Here is a 17,132-nt window from a genome sequence, read left to right as displayed (position 1 = left end):
GCGGAGGGTCACGGTGTGCCGAGGCATCCTCCCGTCCTGCCATCTCCTCCCGTCGCGACCACTGAGACGCTGCCGGCACGCGCGGCGCGGCGTCTGCGGGCGGCCCTGGCCTCGCGGCGCACTCGCGCGATCCTCAAGGTCGCGGTCGGTGTCGCGCTCCTCGCGGCCGTCGCCGCGCAGACGGGCGCCGAGCCGTTCATACGGGGGCTCGCCTCGATCACGCCGGCCGCCGTCGTCGCGGCACTCGTCCTCGCGGCGATCGCGACAGCCGCAGCGGCGTGGCGCTGGCGCCTCGTCGCGAGCGGCTACGGCGTCCCGCTCGGGCAGGGGCAGGCCGTCGCGGCGTACTACCGCTCGCAGTTCCTCAACACCGTCCTGCCCGGCGGGGTCGTCGGCGACGTCCATCGCGCGGTCGCGCACGGGACGAGAGTCCTGCGCGTCGGCGATGCGTCCCGCGCCGTCGCGGCGGAGCGCGCCGCGGGGCAGACGGTGCAGTTCGTCCTGACGCTCGGGGTGCTGGTGTCGATCGGCGTCTCGGCCTACGCTCGCGCTGTGGGCGTCCTGATGCTTGGGATCCTCGTCGCCTGTGCGGTCGTCGCGGTCGCCGCAGTCCTCAGCGCCCGCGCGCGCCGGATCGTGCTGCGGGAGCTCGCGCGCCTGCGCGCCGCCTTCGCGCCCCGCCGGACGGTCGTCCAGGTGATCGCCGCGTCGGCGGTCGTCGTGGCGTGCCACGTCGCGACGTTCGTGGTCGCCGCGGTCGCGGTCGGGGTGCAGGCATCGCCTCCCCGTCTCGTCGCGGTCGCTGTCGTCGCGGTGCTCGCCGCGTCGATCCCCTTCAACGTCGGCGGCTGGGGTCCGCGCGAGACGGCCGCGGGCTGGGCGTTCGGCGCCGTCGGGCTCGGAGCCACGACCGGCATCGCCGCCTCGACCGCGTTCGGCGTGCTCGCGATGATCGCCGTCGCGCCCGGCGCGGCCGTCGTCGCGGCATCCGCCCTGCGCCGTCGGCGCGAGGCCGGCGTCGTGGCGGCCGGGGGAGCGGCATCCGTCCCCGCCGTTCCATCCGCGCCATCGACGTCCGCCGTCCCCGTGAGCCTCGCAGGACCCGTCGCCCTCGCCGATCCCGTCTCCCTCGCCGCGGAAGAGGAGCGAACCACATGAACCGGCCCTACATCACCCTGAGCTGCGCCATGTCGATCGACGGGTACCTCGACAGCGCCGTGCCGCACAAGCTCCCGATGTCGAACAGCGCCGACTTCGATCGCGTCGACCAGCTGCGCGCGGACAGCGACGCGATCCTCGTGGGAGCCTCGACGATCCGCCGCGACGATCCGCGCCTGCTCGTGCGCAGCGAGGAGCGCCGGCTGCTGCGGCGTGCCGCGGGGCGCGCCGAGTCGCCGGCCAAGGTCACGGTCACGGCGACGGGCGCGCTCGCCGCCGACGCGGCCTTCTTCACGCAGGGCGATGCCGAGAAGTTCGTCTACTGCCCGCACGACGTCGCGGGCGAGCTCTCTGGGCGCCTGGGAGGCGCGGCGACCGTCGTGGGCCTGGAGGGGCCGGATGTCTCGATGGCCGACGTCGTGTGCGACCTCAGGTCGCGCGGCATCGGCCGGCTCATGGTCGAGGGCGGTGGGCACGTCCACACGCAGTTCCTCGTCGCCGAGCTCGCCGACGAGCTGCAGCTCGTCGTCGCGCCCTTCTTCGTGGGCGAGTCGCGCGCGCCGCGGTTCGTCGAAGCGGGCCGCTTCCCGTGGACCGCGAAGCACCGCGCGGTGCTCGCCGAGACGCGCCAGATCGGCGACGTCGTGCTGCTGCGCTACGCCCTGTCGGACCGGTTCGACCCCGGGGCCTGCCCCGCCGCGACCGAGGCGGAGCGCGCGGGGCGGCTGCCCGCGCACTCCTGACGCGCGTGCCCGGTCGCTCGCCCACGACCGATCGCCTGCCCGTGACCGGTGGCGCTGCCGCGACAGATCGCCCGCGCGCCGCGACGCTCGCCGCCTGCGCGGCCGTCGTGCTCGCGCCGCTCGTCCCGGGCGTCGTGCACACGGGGACGAACGCGGCGATCCTCGCCGTGCCGTTCGAGGCTGTCGCGCTCGTGCTGCTGCTCGTCGTGGTGCCGTGGCGGGCCGCGCGGGTTGCCGTCGCGACCGCGTTCGCGCTGCTCGTCGTCGCCGCGACGGTGCTCGCGGGCCTCGATCGGGCGTTCGTCTCGACGATCGACCGGCCCTTCCGCGCGGCCGACGACGCGCCTCAGCTGCTCGCGGCGGCGGGCGTCGTGCGCGACGCCGCGGGCGATGCGGGACTCGTCGCGGCGCTCGTCGCGCTCGTCGCGGTGACCGTCGGAGCCGTGTGGGCGCTCGCCGCGGCGGCGCTGCGCGTGGGGCGCGTCGCAGCCCGGGAAGGGGCGACGGGCCGGACGACCCGGATCGCCGCGGCCCTCGCGGCGGGCGTCTGGATCGTGGGAGCGGCCCTCGGCGCGCAGCTCGTGCCGGGCATCCCGCTCGCCGCGGCCGACTCCACGGGGGCGATCGCGGCCTCGACGGCGCAGGCCGCGACGGGTCTGCGCGACCGCGCCGCCTTCGCGCGGGCACTGAAGTCCGACACCCTGCGCGATGCCCCGCCCGACGACCTCTTCTCGGCGCTCGCGGGCAAGGACGTCGTCATCGCGTTCGTCGAGAGCTACGGGCGCGTGGCGGTCGAAAGGTCCGCGCTGTCGACAGGCGTCGACCGTCTGCTGCGCGAAGGCGGGACGCGCCTGGAGCGGGAGGGATACTTCGCACAGAGCGCGTTCCTCACGTCGTCCACGTTCGGAGGCGTGAGCTGGCTCGCGCACGCGACGCTGCAGAGCGGGGTCTGGACCGACTCGCAGCAGAAGTACGACGCGCTGACCGCGAGCGACCGGATGACGCTCAGCCGCGCGTTCGGCGACGAAGGGTGGCAGACGCTCGGCATCGTGCCGTCGAACGACCGCGCGTGGCCCGTCGGCGCTTCGTTCTACGGCTACGACGACGTGCTCGACTCGCGCACGCTCGGGTATCGCGGGCCGAGCTTCAGCTACGCGCGCGTGCCCGACCAGTTCACGTGGGCGCGCTTCGACCGGGAGGTCGCCGCGACGGATGCGCCTCTCTTCGCCGAAATCGACCTCGTGTCGTCGCACACGCCGTGGACGCCGCTGCCGCGCCTCGTGCCGTGGAGCGCGCTCGGCGACGGCTCGGTCTTCGACCCCCAGCCCGCGCAGGGCGAGGCGCCCGTCGTCGTCTGGCAGGACGCCGACCGCGTGCGCGACCTGTACGGGCAGTCCATCGAGTACTCGCTCGGCGCGACGATCTCGTACCTCGAGACGCACGACCGCCCCGACCTCGTCGTCGTGCTGCTCGGCGACCACCAGCCGTCGCGCATCGTGAGCGGCACGGGGGCGAGCCACGACGTGCCCGTCACGATCATCGCGAAGGATCCCGAGGTCATGGCGCGGATCGCTTCGTGGGGGTGGGATGCCGGCTTGCTGCCGTCGCCGGATGCCCCGGTGTGGCGGATGGACGCCTTCCGAGACCGCTTCGTCGCGGCATTCAGCGGAGGGACAGCCGGCGGGTCGGGCGCCGCGCCCGGCGCCGCGCTCAGCCCAGACGCGCCTCGATGAGCCGAGCGGAGGCCGCTGCCCCGTCCGCGCCCTCCGCCTCGCGCTGCACGCGGGACGCGGCATCCCGGAACGTCCCTTCGTTCAGCAGTCGCTCGACGGCCGCGGCGAGCAGGGGCGTCGCCGCCTCCTTCTGCGTGAGCGCGAGCGCGTTGCCGGCCGACACGCACACGCGGACGTTCCACACCTGCTCGGGCTGAAGCCCGATTCCGACGAACGGGATGCCGGTCGCGCACGCCGTCTGGACGGTGCCCTGCCCGCCGTGCAGGACGGCGGCATCGACGAGCCCGCCGAGCCGGTGCGCGGGAAGGAGGCCCGTGACGTGCACGTTGCCCGGCACGGTGTCGCCGGGCTCGAGGTAATGCGCGATCGGCGCGATGACGCTGATCGGAAGCGTGCCGAGCTGCGCGGCCGCCGCGAGGGCGAGCTCGCGGCTCGCGGAGGATCCGAGGCCTAGGTAGACGAGCGGCTCGGGGCCAGCGGCGAGCTCCTCGACGATCACGGGCAGGGGCGTGTCGAGGCGCGCGAAGATCGGGCCGACCCGCTCGTAGTGGGAGGGGATGTCGTAGCCGTCGAGTTCGGACGGCAGCACCGTCAGCAGGTTGACGTCGGCGTCGAGCAGCGACGCGACGGTGCGCAGCGGCGCGACGCCGTTGTCCCGCGCGACGCGTGAGAACGCGCGGGGTGCGAGCGGCGCGTGGTTGTAGGTCCACCGGAACGCCGCCGACGCGACGCGATCGGCGGCGCGCGCGAGCCGGCCCGAGCCGCGGACGAACCCCATGTGCCGCGTCTGCTCGACCTGCGGCCGGGTCAGCGCGAAGGGGACGGGGTAGAACAGCGGCACGTGCTCGGCGCGCGCGGAGATCTGCGACGTGATGTTCGACCCGATCACGATGGCCTTCGCGTCGACCTCGCGGATGAGCGCCCGCTCGACCGCGACGCGCTCCGCGACGAGCTCTTTCGTGAAGGGGCTGCGCAGTGCCTTGCCCTGGTCGAACTTCAGGGCCTGCTCGCGCTCGGCGGCCGACCACGACGGGGTGCACGCGCGGTACTCGAATCCGGCGTCGGCGATGAGCGACACGAAGTCGTCCTCGTATCCCATGAAGACGGCGCGATGACGGGGATCGAGCGCGCGAGCGACCTCGATCATGCGCGTGGTCTCGGCGAGGTTGAACGTCACGGGGCAGAACAGGACGGTGGCCATAGAGGGCTCACGCTACCGGCGGGACGGGCCTGCCGACACGAGGAAGGGCGCGGAACCCCGCAGGTTCCGCGCCCGGGGCGCGTGAGAGCGAATCAGGCGAGCCAGTGATTGCGCTGCACCAGGGGGAGCGACTTCCACTGCGCGCCGAGCCCCCATGTGTCACCGGCGGCGAGGCTCGCGACGGCGATGAGCGCGATCGCGTAGATGACGTGATAGTCGACGGCGGGGTTGGTCGAGCCCATCGCGAAGGGCCACTCCGCGAGGTACATGAGCAGCATCATGGCCGTGCCGGCGCCCGCGGCGACGCGGAGGCCGACACCGAGCATGACGGCGAGGCCGATGCCCAGCATCCCGGCCATGAAGAGCATGTCGACGAGCGGGGTCGCGAGGCTCTGGAAGAACGGCTGCAGCGGGCCGGTGACGCCGGGGCTGTTGAGGAAGCCCTGCGCGGGTGTGCCGCCGTTGATCCAGGCGTACTCGGCGGGCGTCGAGAATCCCAGGCCGAACGTCTTGTCGAGGAAGGCCCAGAGGAAGACGAAGCCCGTCGCGAGGCGCAGGGCCGCGAGCGAGCGGCGGCCGTTCGCCGTCGTCACGATCGTCCGCTGCAGCGGGAAGGCCTTGGCGTGGGTGGTGCGCATCGCCATTGCGGGAACGACCGTGGGCACCGCGTGCGTCGTCATCTCAGTCTCCGATTCGTTGTGGTCTGACCACAGAGACGTTACTCGCGGAAGCGCTTCGACACCGAGATTGCGGCCGTGCAAAAGCGTGAGGGGTGTCACACCGTCATGCGGGGCGGCGGCACATCGGGGCGGCGCGGCCGCCGGGGCGCCTCGGCGACGCGCGTGCGCATGCCGTCCAAGGCGATCGTCACGACGTCGTGCGCGAGGCGGTCGCGGTCGATCGAGCCGAGCGGGTGGTACCACTCGACGACCGAGTTGATCATCCCGAAGACCAGGCGCGTCGTGACGGCGCCGTCGATGTCGGCGCGCACGAGCCCCACCTGCTGCGCCTCGACGACGAGCGCCGTGACGTGCTGGTCGAAGATGCGGCGGCGCTCGAGGGCGTCGCGCTCGGTCTCGCTGTTGCCGCGCACGCGCAGCAGCAGCGTCACCGACGGCAGGCGGTCGATGAGCACGTGCACGGCGCCGCGCAGCACGAAGTCGAGCCGCTCCGCGGGGGTCCCCGAGGTCGCGCCGGGTTCGGTCAGCACTCCTTCGAGCGCGCCGAGGGCCTCGTCGAGGGCGGCCGCGAGCAGCTGCTCCTTCGAGGCGAAGTGGTGGTACAGCGCGGACTTCGTGAGGCCGAGGCGCGCCGCGAGATCCGCGACGGAGGTCGCGTCGTAGCCCTGCTCGTTGAACAGGCCGACCGCGACCTCGAGGATCCCGGCGCGATCGTAGCCGGGGCGCCCCCGACGGGGAGTTGTCGGCGGGATGCCGGTTCCCGATGTCGCGCTCATGGCCTCAGTCTTCCATCCGTCCGTCGCGCGCCCGCGCGTGCGGCCTTGGCGATCGGTGCCCATTCTGACAGTATTACTGAACGATCGGTCAAGTATTCGAGAGACGCGGAGCGCTTCCATGGCGGACGGCATCCGACCCGCACTGCAGGTCGAGCGATCGGACGATCGCGTCGTCGCGATCCTCGACCGCCCCGCGACCCGCAACGCGATCGATCTCGCGACGATCGACGCCCTGCACGCGCTGTGCGTCGAGCTCGAGCAGGAGCCGCGGACCCTCATCCTGACCGGTGCCGGCGGCGTCTTCGCCTCGGGCGCCGACATCGCGCAGCTGCGCGAGCGCCGCGCCGCCGATGCCCGCCAGGGCATCAACACCCACGCCTTCGCCCGCGTGGCGGCGCTCCCCATGCCGGTCATCGCGGCGATCGACGGCTTCGCGCTGGGCGGGGGAGCGGAGCTCGCGTACGCCGCCGACCTCCGCATCGGCACGCCGCGCACGCGCATCGGCAACCCCGAGACGGGTCTCGCGATCATCGCGGCCGCCGGAGCGACCTGGCGGCTGCCGCGCATCGTCGGCGACGCGCGCGCGGCCGAGCTGCTGCTGACGGGGCGCATCCTCGACGCCGACGAAGCCCTCGCGTGGGGCCTCCTGTCGTCGCTGCACGAGCCGGACGACCTGCTCGCCGCGGCGCACCGCCTCGCCGACCGCATCGCCGCGGCCGACCCGCTCGCGACGCGCCACACCAAGACGGCGCTGCGCGCTCCCGCCGACGCCCACCCGCGCATCGACCTCGAACTGCAGGCGGAGCTCTTCGAGCGTCCCGAGAAGGCTCAGCGCATGACCCGCTTCCTCGAAGGGAGAGGACGATGACGACGGATGCCGCACTGTCGGCCCGCACCGCCGACACCGCGGTCCCGGCCCGCGTGGGCGTGCTCGGCGGCGGCCGCATGGGCTCGGGAATCGCGCACGCGTTCGCGCTCGCAGGAGCGCGCGTCGTGGTCGTGGAGGTCGACGGGGCGGCGGCGGAGGCCGCGGCATCCCGGATCTCGGACGCCCTCGGCTGGTCGGTCGATCGCGGCGCGACCGATCGCGCCCTGCCCGACCTCGTCGCGGCCGTCACCACGGCGACGGATGCCGCGGCCTTCGCCGGCTGCGGGCTCGTCGTCGAGGCGCTGCCCGAGGACGCGGACCTCAAGCGCGCGGGGCTCGCGCGCGTCGAGGCTTCGCTCACCGACGCCGCCGTGCTCGCGTCGAACACGAGCTCGCTGTCGATCGACGCGCTCGCGTCGGCCCTGCAGCGCCCCGGCCGGTTCGTCGGGCTGCACTTCTTCAACCCCGTGCCTGCGTCGCGACTCGTCGAGGTCGTGGTGGGGAAGGCGACGTCCGACCCCGTCGTGGATGCCGCGCAGGCGTGGGTGGCGGGACTCGGCAAGACGCCGATCGTCGTGCGGGACGCCCCGGGGTTCGCGTCGAGCCGACTCGGGGTCGCGCTCGGGCTCGAGGCGATCCGGATGCTCGAGGAGGGCGTCGCGTCGGCCGCCGACATCGACGCCGCGATGGAGCTCGGGTACCGGCATCCCACGGGGCCGCTGCGCACGACCGACATCGTGGGGCTCGACGTGCGGCTCGCGATCGCCGAGGAGCTGCAGTCGCGGCTCGGAGAGAGGTTCGCGCCGCCCGACCTGCTGCGGCGGATGGTCGCCGAAGGACGCCTGGGCCGCAAGAGCGGCCGCGGATTCTACGAATGGAGCGAGGAATGACCGGGATCCTGCCGAGCTACCTGCAGGGCGAGTGGTGGGTGCCGTCAGGCGGGGGCGTCGAGGTGCTCGACCCCTCGACGGGCGAGCCGATCACGCGCGTCAGCGCCGAAGGCGCCGACCTCGCGGGAGCCCTCGAATACGCCCGCACGGCGGGGCAGTCCTCGCTCGGCGCCCTGACCTTCCACCAGCGCGCCGTCCTGCTCAAGGAGTTCGCCGTCGCGCTGACGGAGCGCAAGGACGAGCTCTATGCGCTGTCGGCGCGGGCGGGAGCGACGCGACGCGACTCCCTGAGCGACGTCGACGGCGGCATCGGCGTGCTCTTCACGTACTCGTCGAAGGGGCGGCGCGAGCTTCCCAACGGCAGGGTGTACCTCGACGGCCCCGTCGAGTCGCTCTCGAAGGACGGCTCGTTCCTCGGACGGCACGTCTACACGCGGCTGCCGGGCGTAGCGGTGCAGATCAACGCCTTCAACTTCCCCGTGTGGGGTGCGCTCGAGAAGTTCGCACCCGCCTTCCTCGCCGGCGTCCCCTCGCTCGTCAAGCCGGCCACCCCGACCGCCTACCTCGCCGAGGCGTGGGTGCGCATCCTCGTAGAGACGGGCCGCCTGCCCGAAGGCTCGCTGCAACTCGTGAGCGGCGGCGTCCCCGGGCTCTTCGACAACCTCCGCCTCGGCGACGCCGTCGGCTTCACGGGCAGCGCGACGACGGGGGCCCGCCTGCGTGGGCAGGCCGCGCCCGGCGTGCGGTTCACGACCGAGACCGACTCGATCAACGCGTCCGTGCTCGGCCCCGACGCGACAGCCGGGACGCCCGAGTTCGACGCCTACGTGCGGCAGCTCCTGGTCGAGCTGACGACGAAGGCGGGACAGAAGTGCACGGCGATCCGCCGGGCGATCGTGCCCGCGGCATCCGTCGATGCGCTCGTCGACGCCGTCCGCGACCAGATCGCGCAGCGCGTCGTGCTCGGCGACCCGCACGCCGAGTCGGTCACGATGGGCCCGCTCGTCTCGGCGGCGCAGCGCGACGAGGTGGTCACGGCCGTCGCGGCGCTCGAGGCGGCCGGCGGCAGGCTGCTGCTCGGCTCGACCGACGCCCCCGACATCGTGCGCGCGGACGGCTCGACGGGTGCCGCGCCCGAGGGGGCGTTCCTCGCACCGATCCTGATGGGTTTCACGGATGCCGCGGCCCCGGCCGTCCACGAGATCGAGGCCTTCGGGCCCGTCGCGAGCATCCTCGCCTACGACACGCTCGCCGAGGCGGCCGCGCTCGTCGACCTCGGCGGCGGATCGCTCGTCACGAGCGTCGTGACGAACGATCCGGCTGTCGCGACCGAGCTCATGACCCTCATCGCGGCCTTCAACGGCCGGGTGCTCTTCCTCAGCCGCGACAACGCGCGCACGTCGACGGGTCACGGCGCACCCGTTCCGCACCTCGTCCACGGGGGTCCCGGGCGCGCGGGCGGCGGCGAGGAGCTCGGCGGCATCCGCGCCGTCCTTCACTACATGCAGCGGACCGCCGTGCAGGGCTCCCCCGAGATGCTCACGGCGCTCACGGGCGTGTGGCACGAGGGGGCACCGGTGCGCCACGACCGGCATCCGTTCCGCAAGTCCCTCGCCGAACTCGAACTCGGCGACCAGGTCGTCTCGGCGGCGCGCGAGGTGTCGCTCGACGACATCGAGACGTTCGCGCACTTCACGGGCGACACGTTCTACGCGCACATGGACGAGGCCGCGGCGGCCGCGAATCCGTTCTTCCCCGGTCGCGTCGCGCACGGCTACCTGCTCGTCTCCTGGGCGGCGGGGCTGTTCGTCGACCCCGACCCGGGACCCGTGCTGGCAAACTACGGGCTCGAGAACCTGCGGTTCCTCACGCCCGTCTCGCCGGGCGACACGATCCGCGTCATCCTGACCGCGAAGCAGATCACTCCGCGCGAGACCGACGAGTACGGCGAGGTGCGGTGGGACGCCGTCATCCTGAATCAGGACGACGCCGTCGTCGCGACGTACGACGTCCTGACGCTCGTCGCGAAAGACCCGGTGCCTGCGTGACCGCGCCGAACGCGCCCGACCCCGGCACCCACTTCGCGGGCCAGCGCGAGATGCTGCTGCGCGACCGCGCGTCGGCGGCGCTCGGCATGCACGTCGAACTCGACGAGCCCGGGCGCGCCGTCGTGTCGATGCGCGTGAGCGCCGACATGACGAACGGCTTCGCCATCACGCACGGCGGGTTCGTCTTCGCGCTCGCCGACACGGCGTTCGCGATGGCGTGCAACGAGGACGAGTCCGTCACGGTCGCCGCGGGAGCCGACATCTCGTTCCTCAAGGCGACCGTCGAGGGGCAGGTGCTGACGGCCGATGCCCGCCGCCGCACCCGATCGGGCCGCAGCGGCGTCTACGACGTCACCATCACCGACGAGACGGGCGACGTCGTCGCGGAGTTCCGGGGTCGCTCCTTCACGACCCGCGGTACACTTACTTAACGATCGTTCTGTAATTGAGGAGTCGACGATGACGACCGATCTGCTGATCGACGAGGCCGAGGAGCAGGCCGCGTTCGACGCGCTCGTCGAGAACGAGCAGCGCATCGAGCCCCGCGACTGGATGCCGGCGGCGTACCGCAAGACGCTCATCCGGCAGATCTCGCAGCACGCGCACTCCGAGATCATCGGGATGCAGCCCGAGGGCAACTGGATCACCCGCGCGCCGAGCCTCAAGCGCAAGGCCATCCTCATGGCCAAGGTGCAGGACGAAGCCGGCCACGGCCTCTACCTCTACTCGGCGGCCCAGACCCTCGGCATCACGCGCGATGAGATGACCGAGCAGCTCATCGCGGGCCGCGCGAAGTACTCGTCGATCTTCAACTACCCGACCCCGACGTGGGCCGACATGGGCGCGATCGGCTGGCTCGTCGACGGCGCCGCGATCTGCAACCAGGTGCCGCTGTGCCGCGCGTCCTACGGGCCGTATGGCCGCGCGATGGTGCGCATCTGCAAGGAGGAGTCGTTCCACCAGCGGCAGGGCTTCGAGATCCTGCTGACGCTCATGCAGGGCACCCCCGCGCAGCGCGAGATGGCTCAGGATGCCGTGAACCGCTGGTACTGGCCGAGTCTCATGATGTTCGGGCCTCCCGACGACGAGTCGCCCAACTCGGCGCAGTCGATGGCGTGGCGCATCAAGCGCTTCTCCAACGACGACCTGCGACAGCGCTTCATCGGGATGCTCGTGCCGCAGGCCGAGGTGCTCGGCGTGACCCTGCCCGATCCTGCGCTCAGGTGGAACGCCGGGACTCAGCGGTGGGACATGAGCGAGATCGACTGGGCCGAGTTCCACGAGGTGCTCGCGGGCCGCGGCCCGTGCAACGCCGAGCGCCTGCGCAACCGCCGCACGGCGCATGACGACGGCGCGTGGGTGCGCGAGGCCGCCGCGGAGTACGCCCGCAAGCAGACGGCGAAGGAGGTCGCGGCATGACCACCCCGGGCGCCTCCGAGCGCGACACATGGCCGCTGTGGGAGGTCTTCGTCCGCGCCAATCGCGGACTGTCCCACGTGCACGCGGGTTCGCTGCATGCCCCGGATGCCGAGTTCGCGCTGCGCAACGCGCGCGATCTCTACACGCGCCGCGGCGAGGGCACGTCGGTGTGGGTCGTGCCGGCCGACGCGATCACGACGAGCGATCCCGACGCGAAGGGCGCGTTCTTCGAGAGCCCCGCGGGCAAGAACTACCGCCACGCGACGTACTACACGGCGTCGAAGGGGGTGCCGCACCTGTGAGCGATCCGCACGGCGAGGTCACGGTCGACGAGCTCGAGCTCTCCGCCGAGCTCGCGGGTGAAGGCGCGCGCCCGCCGTCGGCCGAAGTCGCGGAGTACGCGCTGTGGCTCGGCGACGACGCGCTGATCCTCGCGCAGCAGCTCGGCGCCTGGATCGCCCGCGCCCCCGAGCTCGAAGAGGACGTCGCCCTCGCGAACATCGCCCTCGATCTGCTCGGGCACGCGCGCTCGCTCCTGCGCTACGCCGGGGCGTGGGACGGACGCTCGGAGGACGACCTCGCGTACTGGCGCGACGAGCCCGCGTTCCGCAGCGCGTGGCTCTTCGAACAGCCCAACGGCGACTTCGCGCAGACGATCGCACGCCAGCTCGCGGCATCCGTCTACTGGTTCGAGCTGTACACGCGACTGCAGTTCTCCGCAGACCCGACCCTCGCGGCGGTCGCCGCCAAGGCCGTCAAAGAGGTCGAGTACCACCGCGATCACGCCGTGCAGTGGACCCTGCGGCTCGCGGGCGGAACTGACGAATCGAGGGGACGGATGCTGCGCGCCGTCGCCGACGTCTGGCCCTACGTCGACGAGCTGCTGCGCGACGAGCCGCTCACCGACGCGCTCGCCGCGACCGGGGTCGCCGTACGGCCGTCCGACCTGCGGGAGCCGTTCGAGGAGATCATCGCGGCGGTCTTCGCGGAGGCGGAGCTCGAGATCCCTTCGACGTTCACGTCGGCGGGCGGCGGTCGCCGCGGCAGCCACGCCGCGACTCTCGGCTACCTCCTCGCCGAGATGCAGGTGCTCGCGCGGCAGCATCCGGGTGCGACATGGTGAGCCCCCGGTCGTTGAGCGAGCGAAGCGAGACGAAACGCCCGAGCACAGCGGACACGTCTGCGCCGGGCTCGGACGTTTCGTCTCGTCGCTTCGCTCCTCGCTCAACGACCGGAGCGTTGGCGTGCGTCGACTCGACGAAAGACGAGATCGCGCTCGCGCGGGCCCGCGAGGTCGCGGCATCCGTCGTCGACCCGGAGGTCCCGGTCCTGACGATCGCGGATCTCGGCATCCTCCGCGACGTCGCGGTCGAGGGCGACCGCGTCACCGTGACGATCACGCCGACGTACTCGGGCTGCCCTGCCGTCGAGACGATCCGCGACGACCTCGTGCTCGCGCTCGGCGCCGAGGGATTCGCCGACGTCGTGGTCCGCACGACCCTGAGCCCCGCGTGGACGACCGACTGGATGAGCGCCGAGGGCCGGAGCAAGCTCGAGGCGTTCGGCATCGCCCCGCCGACCGGCCGCGCGGCGGTGCGCGGGCCGATCCCGGTGCGGCTGCGCATCCGGTGTCCGCAGTGCGGTTCTCTCGACACGCGCGAGCTCGCGCGGTTCGGCTCGACGTCGTGCAAGGCGCTCTGGGAGTGCCGCGCGTGCCTCGAGCCCTTCGACCACTTCAAGGCGCACTGATGCCGGCGGGATCGCCGGAGGCCGCGCGCATCGCGGAGGGCCTCATCGCGAGCGCCGTGGGAGGCCCGCGGGGGAGCAGGCGACGCGGCCGGTTCCACACGCTGCGGGTCGCGGCGGTGCGTCCGCTGACGGATGCCGCGGTCGAGGTGACCTTCGCGATCCCCGAGCAGCTGCGCGGCGAGTACGACTACCTCGCTGGCCAGCATGTCGCGCTGCGGACCACGCTCGACGGGCACGAGGTGCGCCGGTCGTACTCGCTGTGCCGCCAGCTGGACGCGGGCGGCGGAGGCGACGGGCCGCAGACGATCAGCGTCGCGATCAAGCGCGACCTGGGCGGGCGCTTCTCGACGTGGGCGCAGAGCGAGCTCAAGCCCGGCGACGAGCTCGACGTCATGAGCCCGCAGGGGTCGTTCACCTCGACGCTCGCCGACCTCGACGGCCGGCATGTCGCGGGAATCGCGGCCGGCTCGGGGATCACGCCGCTCATGGCGCTCGCCGCGACGGTCCTCGCGAGGTCCGAGACCTCGCGGTTCACGCTCGTCTACACCAACCGCTCGACGACCGACGTCATGTTCGTCGAGGAGCTCTCCGAGCTCAAGGACCGCTACCTGACGCGGCTCGCCCTGCACCACGTGCTCTCGCGCGAGCAGCGCACCGCGCCGCTGCTGTCGGGCCGCATCGACGAGGACCGGCTGCGCCGCATCCTCGATGCCCTCGTCTTCCCGGAGACGGTCGACGAGTGGTTCCTGTGCGGGCCGTTCGACCTCGTGCAGCTGTGCCGCGACACCCTCGAGGACGTCGGTGTAGCGTCCGCGCACGTGCGGTACGAGCTGTTCACGACGGGCGAGCCGACGGCGCCGCCGACGGACCGCCCCGTCGTCGTCCGCGCGGGCGAGGACCAGTGGAAGCTCGAGTTCACGCTCGACGGGCAGTCCTCGAGCGTCGAGAGTCCCGTCGACGCGCGGGAGTCGATCCTGAGCGCCGCGCTGCGCGTGCGCCCCGACGTGCCGTTCGCGTGCGCGGGCGGCGTGTGCGGAACGTGCCGCGCGCGGCTCGTCGAGGGCTCCGTCGCGATGACCGAGAACTACGCGCTCGAGCCCGACGAACTCGAGCGCGGCTACGTCCTGACATGCCAGTCGCATCCCCAGACCGACCGCGTCGTCGTGGACTACGACGTATGAGGCGCGCACCACGGGAGGATCTGACGCGTTCGGAGGACGAGATCGTGCCGAGGCATCCTCCCGTCGCGCCGACTCCTCCCGTCTCGACCACCAAGGAGCCCGGATGATCCAGCTCAGCATCGAAGGCGCCGTCGCGCACGTCGTCCTCGACAACCCCGCGAAGCTCAACGCCCTCGATGAACAGGCGATCGGAGAGTTGGATGCCGCGTACGCCGAGGCTGCGGCATCCGGGGTCCGCGCCCTCGTCCTGCGCGGCGAGGGCCGCGCCTTCTGCGCGGGGCGCGACATCTCGGGCGTCGACCCGCGCGACGACGACGTGCTGGGCTACCTCGGCGGGCTCGTGACCCCGCTGCTGCAGCGCATGGCGGCCTTCCCGGCCCCGACCTTCGCTGCGGCGCACGGTGCGTGCCTCGGCGTCGGGCTGGGCCTGCTCATCGCGACCGACGTCGTGTACGTCGCCGACTCCGCGAAGATCGGCTCGCCGTTCGCGGCGCTCGGCGCGACCCTCGACTCGGGCGGTCACGCCCTGTTCTTCGAGCGGCTCGGCGCGCACAGGACGCTCGACCTCATCTACACGGGGCGGCTCATGTCGGGCTCCGAAGCTGTGCAGTCGGGGCTCTTCTCGCAGGTCTTCCCGGCCGACGAGGTCGTCGCCGCGACGACCGCCGCAGCCCGGCGTGCCGCCGAGGGCGCGACGGGGGCGTTCCTCGCGAGCAAGGACCTCGTGCGCCGCCTCCGCGACGACCGCCTCGGACTGTGGGCGTCGATCGACGTCGAGAACGCGGCGCAGGCGGCGCTGTGCGACTCGGACGACTACCGCGAGGGCTTCGCCGCGTTCCAGGAGAAGCGCCCGCCGCAGTTCACGGGACGGTAGGCGGGTCCTCGGACGCCACCGGGGCGTCGTCCGTCCCCGCTTCGAGGGTCTCTTCGACGATCGCTTCCTGCACTTCCGCAGGGCGTCCCGCGACATCGACGACGATGCCCAGGACTTCGGGCTTGTCGAGCAGCCGGAAATGACCGCCGTCCTGAATCGTGATGTTCGTGGCACCCTCGAGGCCCACGATGTTGGGGATGTGCGGGTCGAAGACACCGGCGATCGTCGTGATCCGCGCATTGGTCTCGAGATTCGCGAGCAGCAGGAGCGTCGTCGGATCGCTCGGAGAGAAGGCTCGCAGCGTGCGCGAGGTCATGTAGCGGGCGTAGTCCGATCCGGCGAACGGAGTGCAGATCGCGACCATCGAGGTGACGCGGTCGTCGGTGTCGAGCTCGCTCATGAGGTACTTGCCGATGAGCCCGCCCTTGCTGTGCGCGACGAGCACGACGTCGTGCAGATCGTTCTCCTCGATGAAGCCGGCCACGACGCGGGCTGCGTCGGCGACGGGGCGACTGTTGCGCCCGAGAGCGGGGACGACGTGCACGGGGTGCCCCGCCGTGTGCAGCGCATCGATGAGAGGGCCCAGGAATCCCCACGGCTCCCACACCCCGGGGAGGATCACGACGGGGCGAAGCTCGCCCGACGCGTACGTCTCGCGGCGGCCCGGACGCAGCGTCCCGCGCACCTGCCAGCGCGCCGCGTAGAGGTAATCGTTCCCCCACCACGAGAGGATCCGTCCGAGACTGGCCACGAGACGGAAGAATACTGCCATGACTGCACAGAGCGTCCTGTTCATCGGCGGCACGGGCACCATCAGCTCGTCCTGCGTCGCCGCCGCCGTCCGCAAAGGCTTCGACGTCACGGTGCTCAACCGCGGGTCGGGCCGGCGCGATCTTCCCGACGGCGTGCGCGAGATCATCGGCGACGTGCGGGATCCCGACTCACTGACGAATGCGATCGGGGATGCCGAGTACGACGTCGTCGCGGAGTTCCTCGCCTTCACACCCGAGCACGTGACGACCGACCTCGACCTGCTCGAGGGGCGCATGGGGCAGTACATCTTCATCAGCTCGGCGTCGGCGTACGACAAGCCGCCGCGCTCCGTGCCGGTGACGGAGTCGACGCCGCTGCGCAACCCGTTCTGGCAGTACTCGCGCGACAAGATCGCGTGCGAAGACCTGCTCGTCGCGGCCTACCGCGACCGCGGGCTGCCCGTCACGATCGTGCGGCCCTCGCACACGTACGACCGAGGCCTGCTGCCCACGATGGGCCACTGGACCGACATCGCCCGCATGCGCGCCGGCAAGCCCGTCGTCGTCCACGGCGACGGCACGACGCTCTGGACGCTCACGCACGCGCGCGACTTCGCCGTGGGCTTCACGGGCCTGCTCGGGCAGACGACCGCTATCGGCGAGGCGTACACGCTCACCGGAGATCACGCGCCCAGCTGGAACCAGATCTACCGGTGGCTCGCCGATGCCGCGGGCGTCTCCGAGCCCGAGTTCGTGCACATCGCGTCCGAGACGATCGCGGCGTTCCGTCCCGAGGCGGGCCCTGGCCTGCTCGGCGACAAGTCGCACACGGCGCTGTTCGACAACAGCAAGATCAAGGCGCTCGTGCCCGAGTTCGGCACGACGATCCGCTACGAGGAGGGTGCCCGCGAAGCCGTCGCGCACCACGACGCGAACCCCGAGCTGCAGAAGATCGACGCGGATCAGGATGCCGCGTTCGACCGCATGATCGCCCACGCCCGCTCCGCCGGCTGATCCGCTCGCGCGCGTTTCGTCTCGCGTAGACCCGCCTTGAGCGAGC

At 72.3% G+C, this 17,132-nt stretch carries 18 protein-coding genes; 14 read left to right on the top strand and 4 right to left on the bottom strand.

What is annotated here, in order from left to right; translation table 11 throughout:
• The first annotated feature begins 15 nt into the window (after window positions 1-15).
• From MJ607_RS05095 to MJ607_RS05085, 3 genes are read left to right on the top strand one after another with little or no spacing between them, the layout of a single operon-like run.
• A complete protein-coding gene (locus MJ607_RS05095) occupies window positions 16-1,158 on the top strand; it encodes a lysylphosphatidylglycerol synthase domain-containing protein (RefSeq protein WP_243074439.1) in 1,143 nt (380 codons plus the stop codon).
• A complete protein-coding gene (locus MJ607_RS05090; protein WP_243074438.1) occupies window positions 1,155-1,901 on the top strand; it encodes a dihydrofolate reductase family protein in 747 nt (248 codons plus the stop codon). Before MJ607_RS05095 ends, MJ607_RS05090 begins: the two co-directional genes overlap by 4 nt.
• A gap of 5 nt (window positions 1,902-1,906) precedes the next feature.
• Window positions 1,907-3,634 carry a CDP-alcohol phosphatidyltransferase gene (locus MJ607_RS05085; protein WP_243074437.1) on the top strand — a complete coding sequence of 576 codons (1,728 nt, stop codon included), beginning with the start codon at window positions 1,907-1,909 and terminating at the stop codon, window positions 3,632-3,634.
• Here the strand turns inward: MJ607_RS05085 and MJ607_RS05080 are convergent.
• The 3 genes from MJ607_RS05080 to MJ607_RS05070 form a co-directional block, all read right to left on the bottom strand.
• Window positions 3,612-4,835, bottom strand: a complete 1,224-nt coding sequence (locus MJ607_RS05080; protein ID WP_243074436.1) for a glycosyltransferase — start codon at window positions 4,833-4,835, stop codon at window positions 3,612-3,614. The genes MJ607_RS05085 and MJ607_RS05080 overlap by 23 nt on opposite strands.
• 92 nt (window positions 4,836-4,927) lie before the next feature.
• Window positions 4,928-5,515, bottom strand: a complete 588-nt coding sequence (locus MJ607_RS05075) for a DoxX family protein (RefSeq protein ID WP_243074435.1) — start codon at window positions 5,513-5,515, stop codon at window positions 4,928-4,930.
• Window positions 5,516-5,610: 95 nt separating this feature from the next.
• Window positions 5,611-6,291: a TetR/AcrR family transcriptional regulator gene (locus tag MJ607_RS05070; RefSeq protein ID WP_243074434.1), complete on the bottom strand. Its 681-nt coding sequence runs from the start codon at window positions 6,289-6,291 to the stop codon at window positions 5,611-5,613.
• A gap of 118 nt (window positions 6,292-6,409) precedes the next feature.
• Here MJ607_RS05070 and MJ607_RS05065 point away from each other — a divergent pair, with 118 nt between their 5' ends.
• From MJ607_RS05065 to MJ607_RS05020, 10 genes are all read left to right on the top strand, one after another.
• Window positions 6,410-7,159, top strand: coding sequence for an enoyl-CoA hydratase/isomerase family protein (locus tag MJ607_RS05065; RefSeq protein WP_243074433.1), 750 nt, complete (start codon window positions 6,410-6,412; stop codon window positions 7,157-7,159).
• Entirely contained in the window at window positions 7,156-8,049 is an 894-nt protein-coding gene (locus MJ607_RS05060; RefSeq protein ID WP_243074432.1) for a 3-hydroxyacyl-CoA dehydrogenase family protein, read from the top strand. The genes MJ607_RS05065 and MJ607_RS05060 overlap by 4 nt, the downstream gene beginning before the upstream one ends.
• Entirely contained in the window at window positions 8,046-10,097 is a 2,052-nt protein-coding gene (gene paaZ / locus MJ607_RS05055; protein ID WP_243074431.1) for a phenylacetic acid degradation bifunctional protein PaaZ, read from the top strand. The genes MJ607_RS05060 and paaZ overlap by 4 nt, the downstream gene beginning before the upstream one ends.
• The gene (gene paaI, locus MJ607_RS05050) at window positions 10,094-10,528 is read left to right on the top strand and encodes a hydroxyphenylacetyl-CoA thioesterase PaaI (RefSeq protein ID WP_374238026.1); all 435 of its coding nucleotides are present in this window, start codon (window positions 10,094-10,096) and stop codon (window positions 10,526-10,528) included. The genes paaZ and paaI overlap by 4 nt, the downstream gene beginning before the upstream one ends.
• 28 nt (window positions 10,529-10,556) lie before the next feature.
• Window positions 10,557-11,516 carry a 1,2-phenylacetyl-CoA epoxidase subunit PaaA gene (paaA, locus tag MJ607_RS05045; RefSeq protein ID WP_243074430.1) on the top strand — a complete coding sequence of 320 codons (960 nt, stop codon included), beginning with the start codon at window positions 10,557-10,559 and terminating at the stop codon, window positions 11,514-11,516.
• Window positions 11,513-11,818, top strand: coding sequence for a 1,2-phenylacetyl-CoA epoxidase subunit PaaB (paaB, locus tag MJ607_RS05040; protein WP_243074429.1), 306 nt, complete (start codon window positions 11,513-11,515; stop codon window positions 11,816-11,818). Before paaA ends, paaB begins: the two co-directional genes overlap by 4 nt.
• Window positions 11,815-12,639 carry a 1,2-phenylacetyl-CoA epoxidase subunit PaaC gene (gene paaC / locus MJ607_RS05035; protein ID WP_243074428.1) on the top strand — a complete coding sequence of 275 codons (825 nt, stop codon included), beginning with the start codon at window positions 11,815-11,817 and terminating at the stop codon, window positions 12,637-12,639. The genes paaB and paaC overlap by 4 nt, the downstream gene beginning before the upstream one ends.
• Window positions 12,640-12,755: 116 nt before the next feature.
• Window positions 12,756-13,265, top strand: a complete 510-nt coding sequence (paaD, locus tag MJ607_RS05030) for a 1,2-phenylacetyl-CoA epoxidase subunit PaaD (RefSeq protein ID WP_243074427.1) — start codon at window positions 12,756-12,758, stop codon at window positions 13,263-13,265.
• Window positions 13,265-14,446, top strand: a complete 1,182-nt coding sequence (gene paaE / locus MJ607_RS05025) for a 1,2-phenylacetyl-CoA epoxidase subunit PaaE (RefSeq protein WP_243074426.1) — start codon at window positions 13,265-13,267, stop codon at window positions 14,444-14,446. Before paaD ends, paaE begins: the two co-directional genes overlap by 1 nt.
• 103 nt (window positions 14,447-14,549) lie before the next feature.
• On the top strand, window positions 14,550-15,320 hold the full coding sequence (locus MJ607_RS05020) for an enoyl-CoA hydratase/isomerase family protein (protein ID WP_243074425.1): 771 nt from the start codon (window positions 14,550-14,552) through the stop codon (window positions 15,318-15,320).
• On the opposite strand, the gene MJ607_RS05015 is transcribed toward MJ607_RS05020, so the two are convergent.
• Entirely contained in the window at window positions 15,307-16,092 is a 786-nt protein-coding gene (locus MJ607_RS05015; RefSeq protein ID WP_243074424.1) for an alpha/beta hydrolase, read from the bottom strand. The two genes, MJ607_RS05020 and MJ607_RS05015, sit on opposite strands and share 14 nt — an antisense overlap.
• Between MJ607_RS05015 and MJ607_RS05010 the strand changes: the two genes are divergently transcribed.
• The gene (locus MJ607_RS05010) at window positions 16,091-17,086 is read left to right on the top strand and encodes an SDR family oxidoreductase (protein ID WP_243074423.1); all 996 of its coding nucleotides are present in this window, start codon (window positions 16,091-16,093) and stop codon (window positions 17,084-17,086) included. The two genes, MJ607_RS05015 and MJ607_RS05010, sit on opposite strands and share 2 nt — an antisense overlap.
• The last annotated feature ends 46 nt before the right edge of the window (window positions 17,087-17,132 follow it).

This window comes from Microbacterium sp. SS28 (assembly GCF_022761035.1).
In the GTDB taxonomy this organism is placed as follows: domain Bacteria; phylum Actinomycetota; class Actinomycetes; order Actinomycetales; family Microbacteriaceae; genus Microbacterium.
This window is presented reverse-complemented; position numbering and strand designations above follow the sequence as displayed.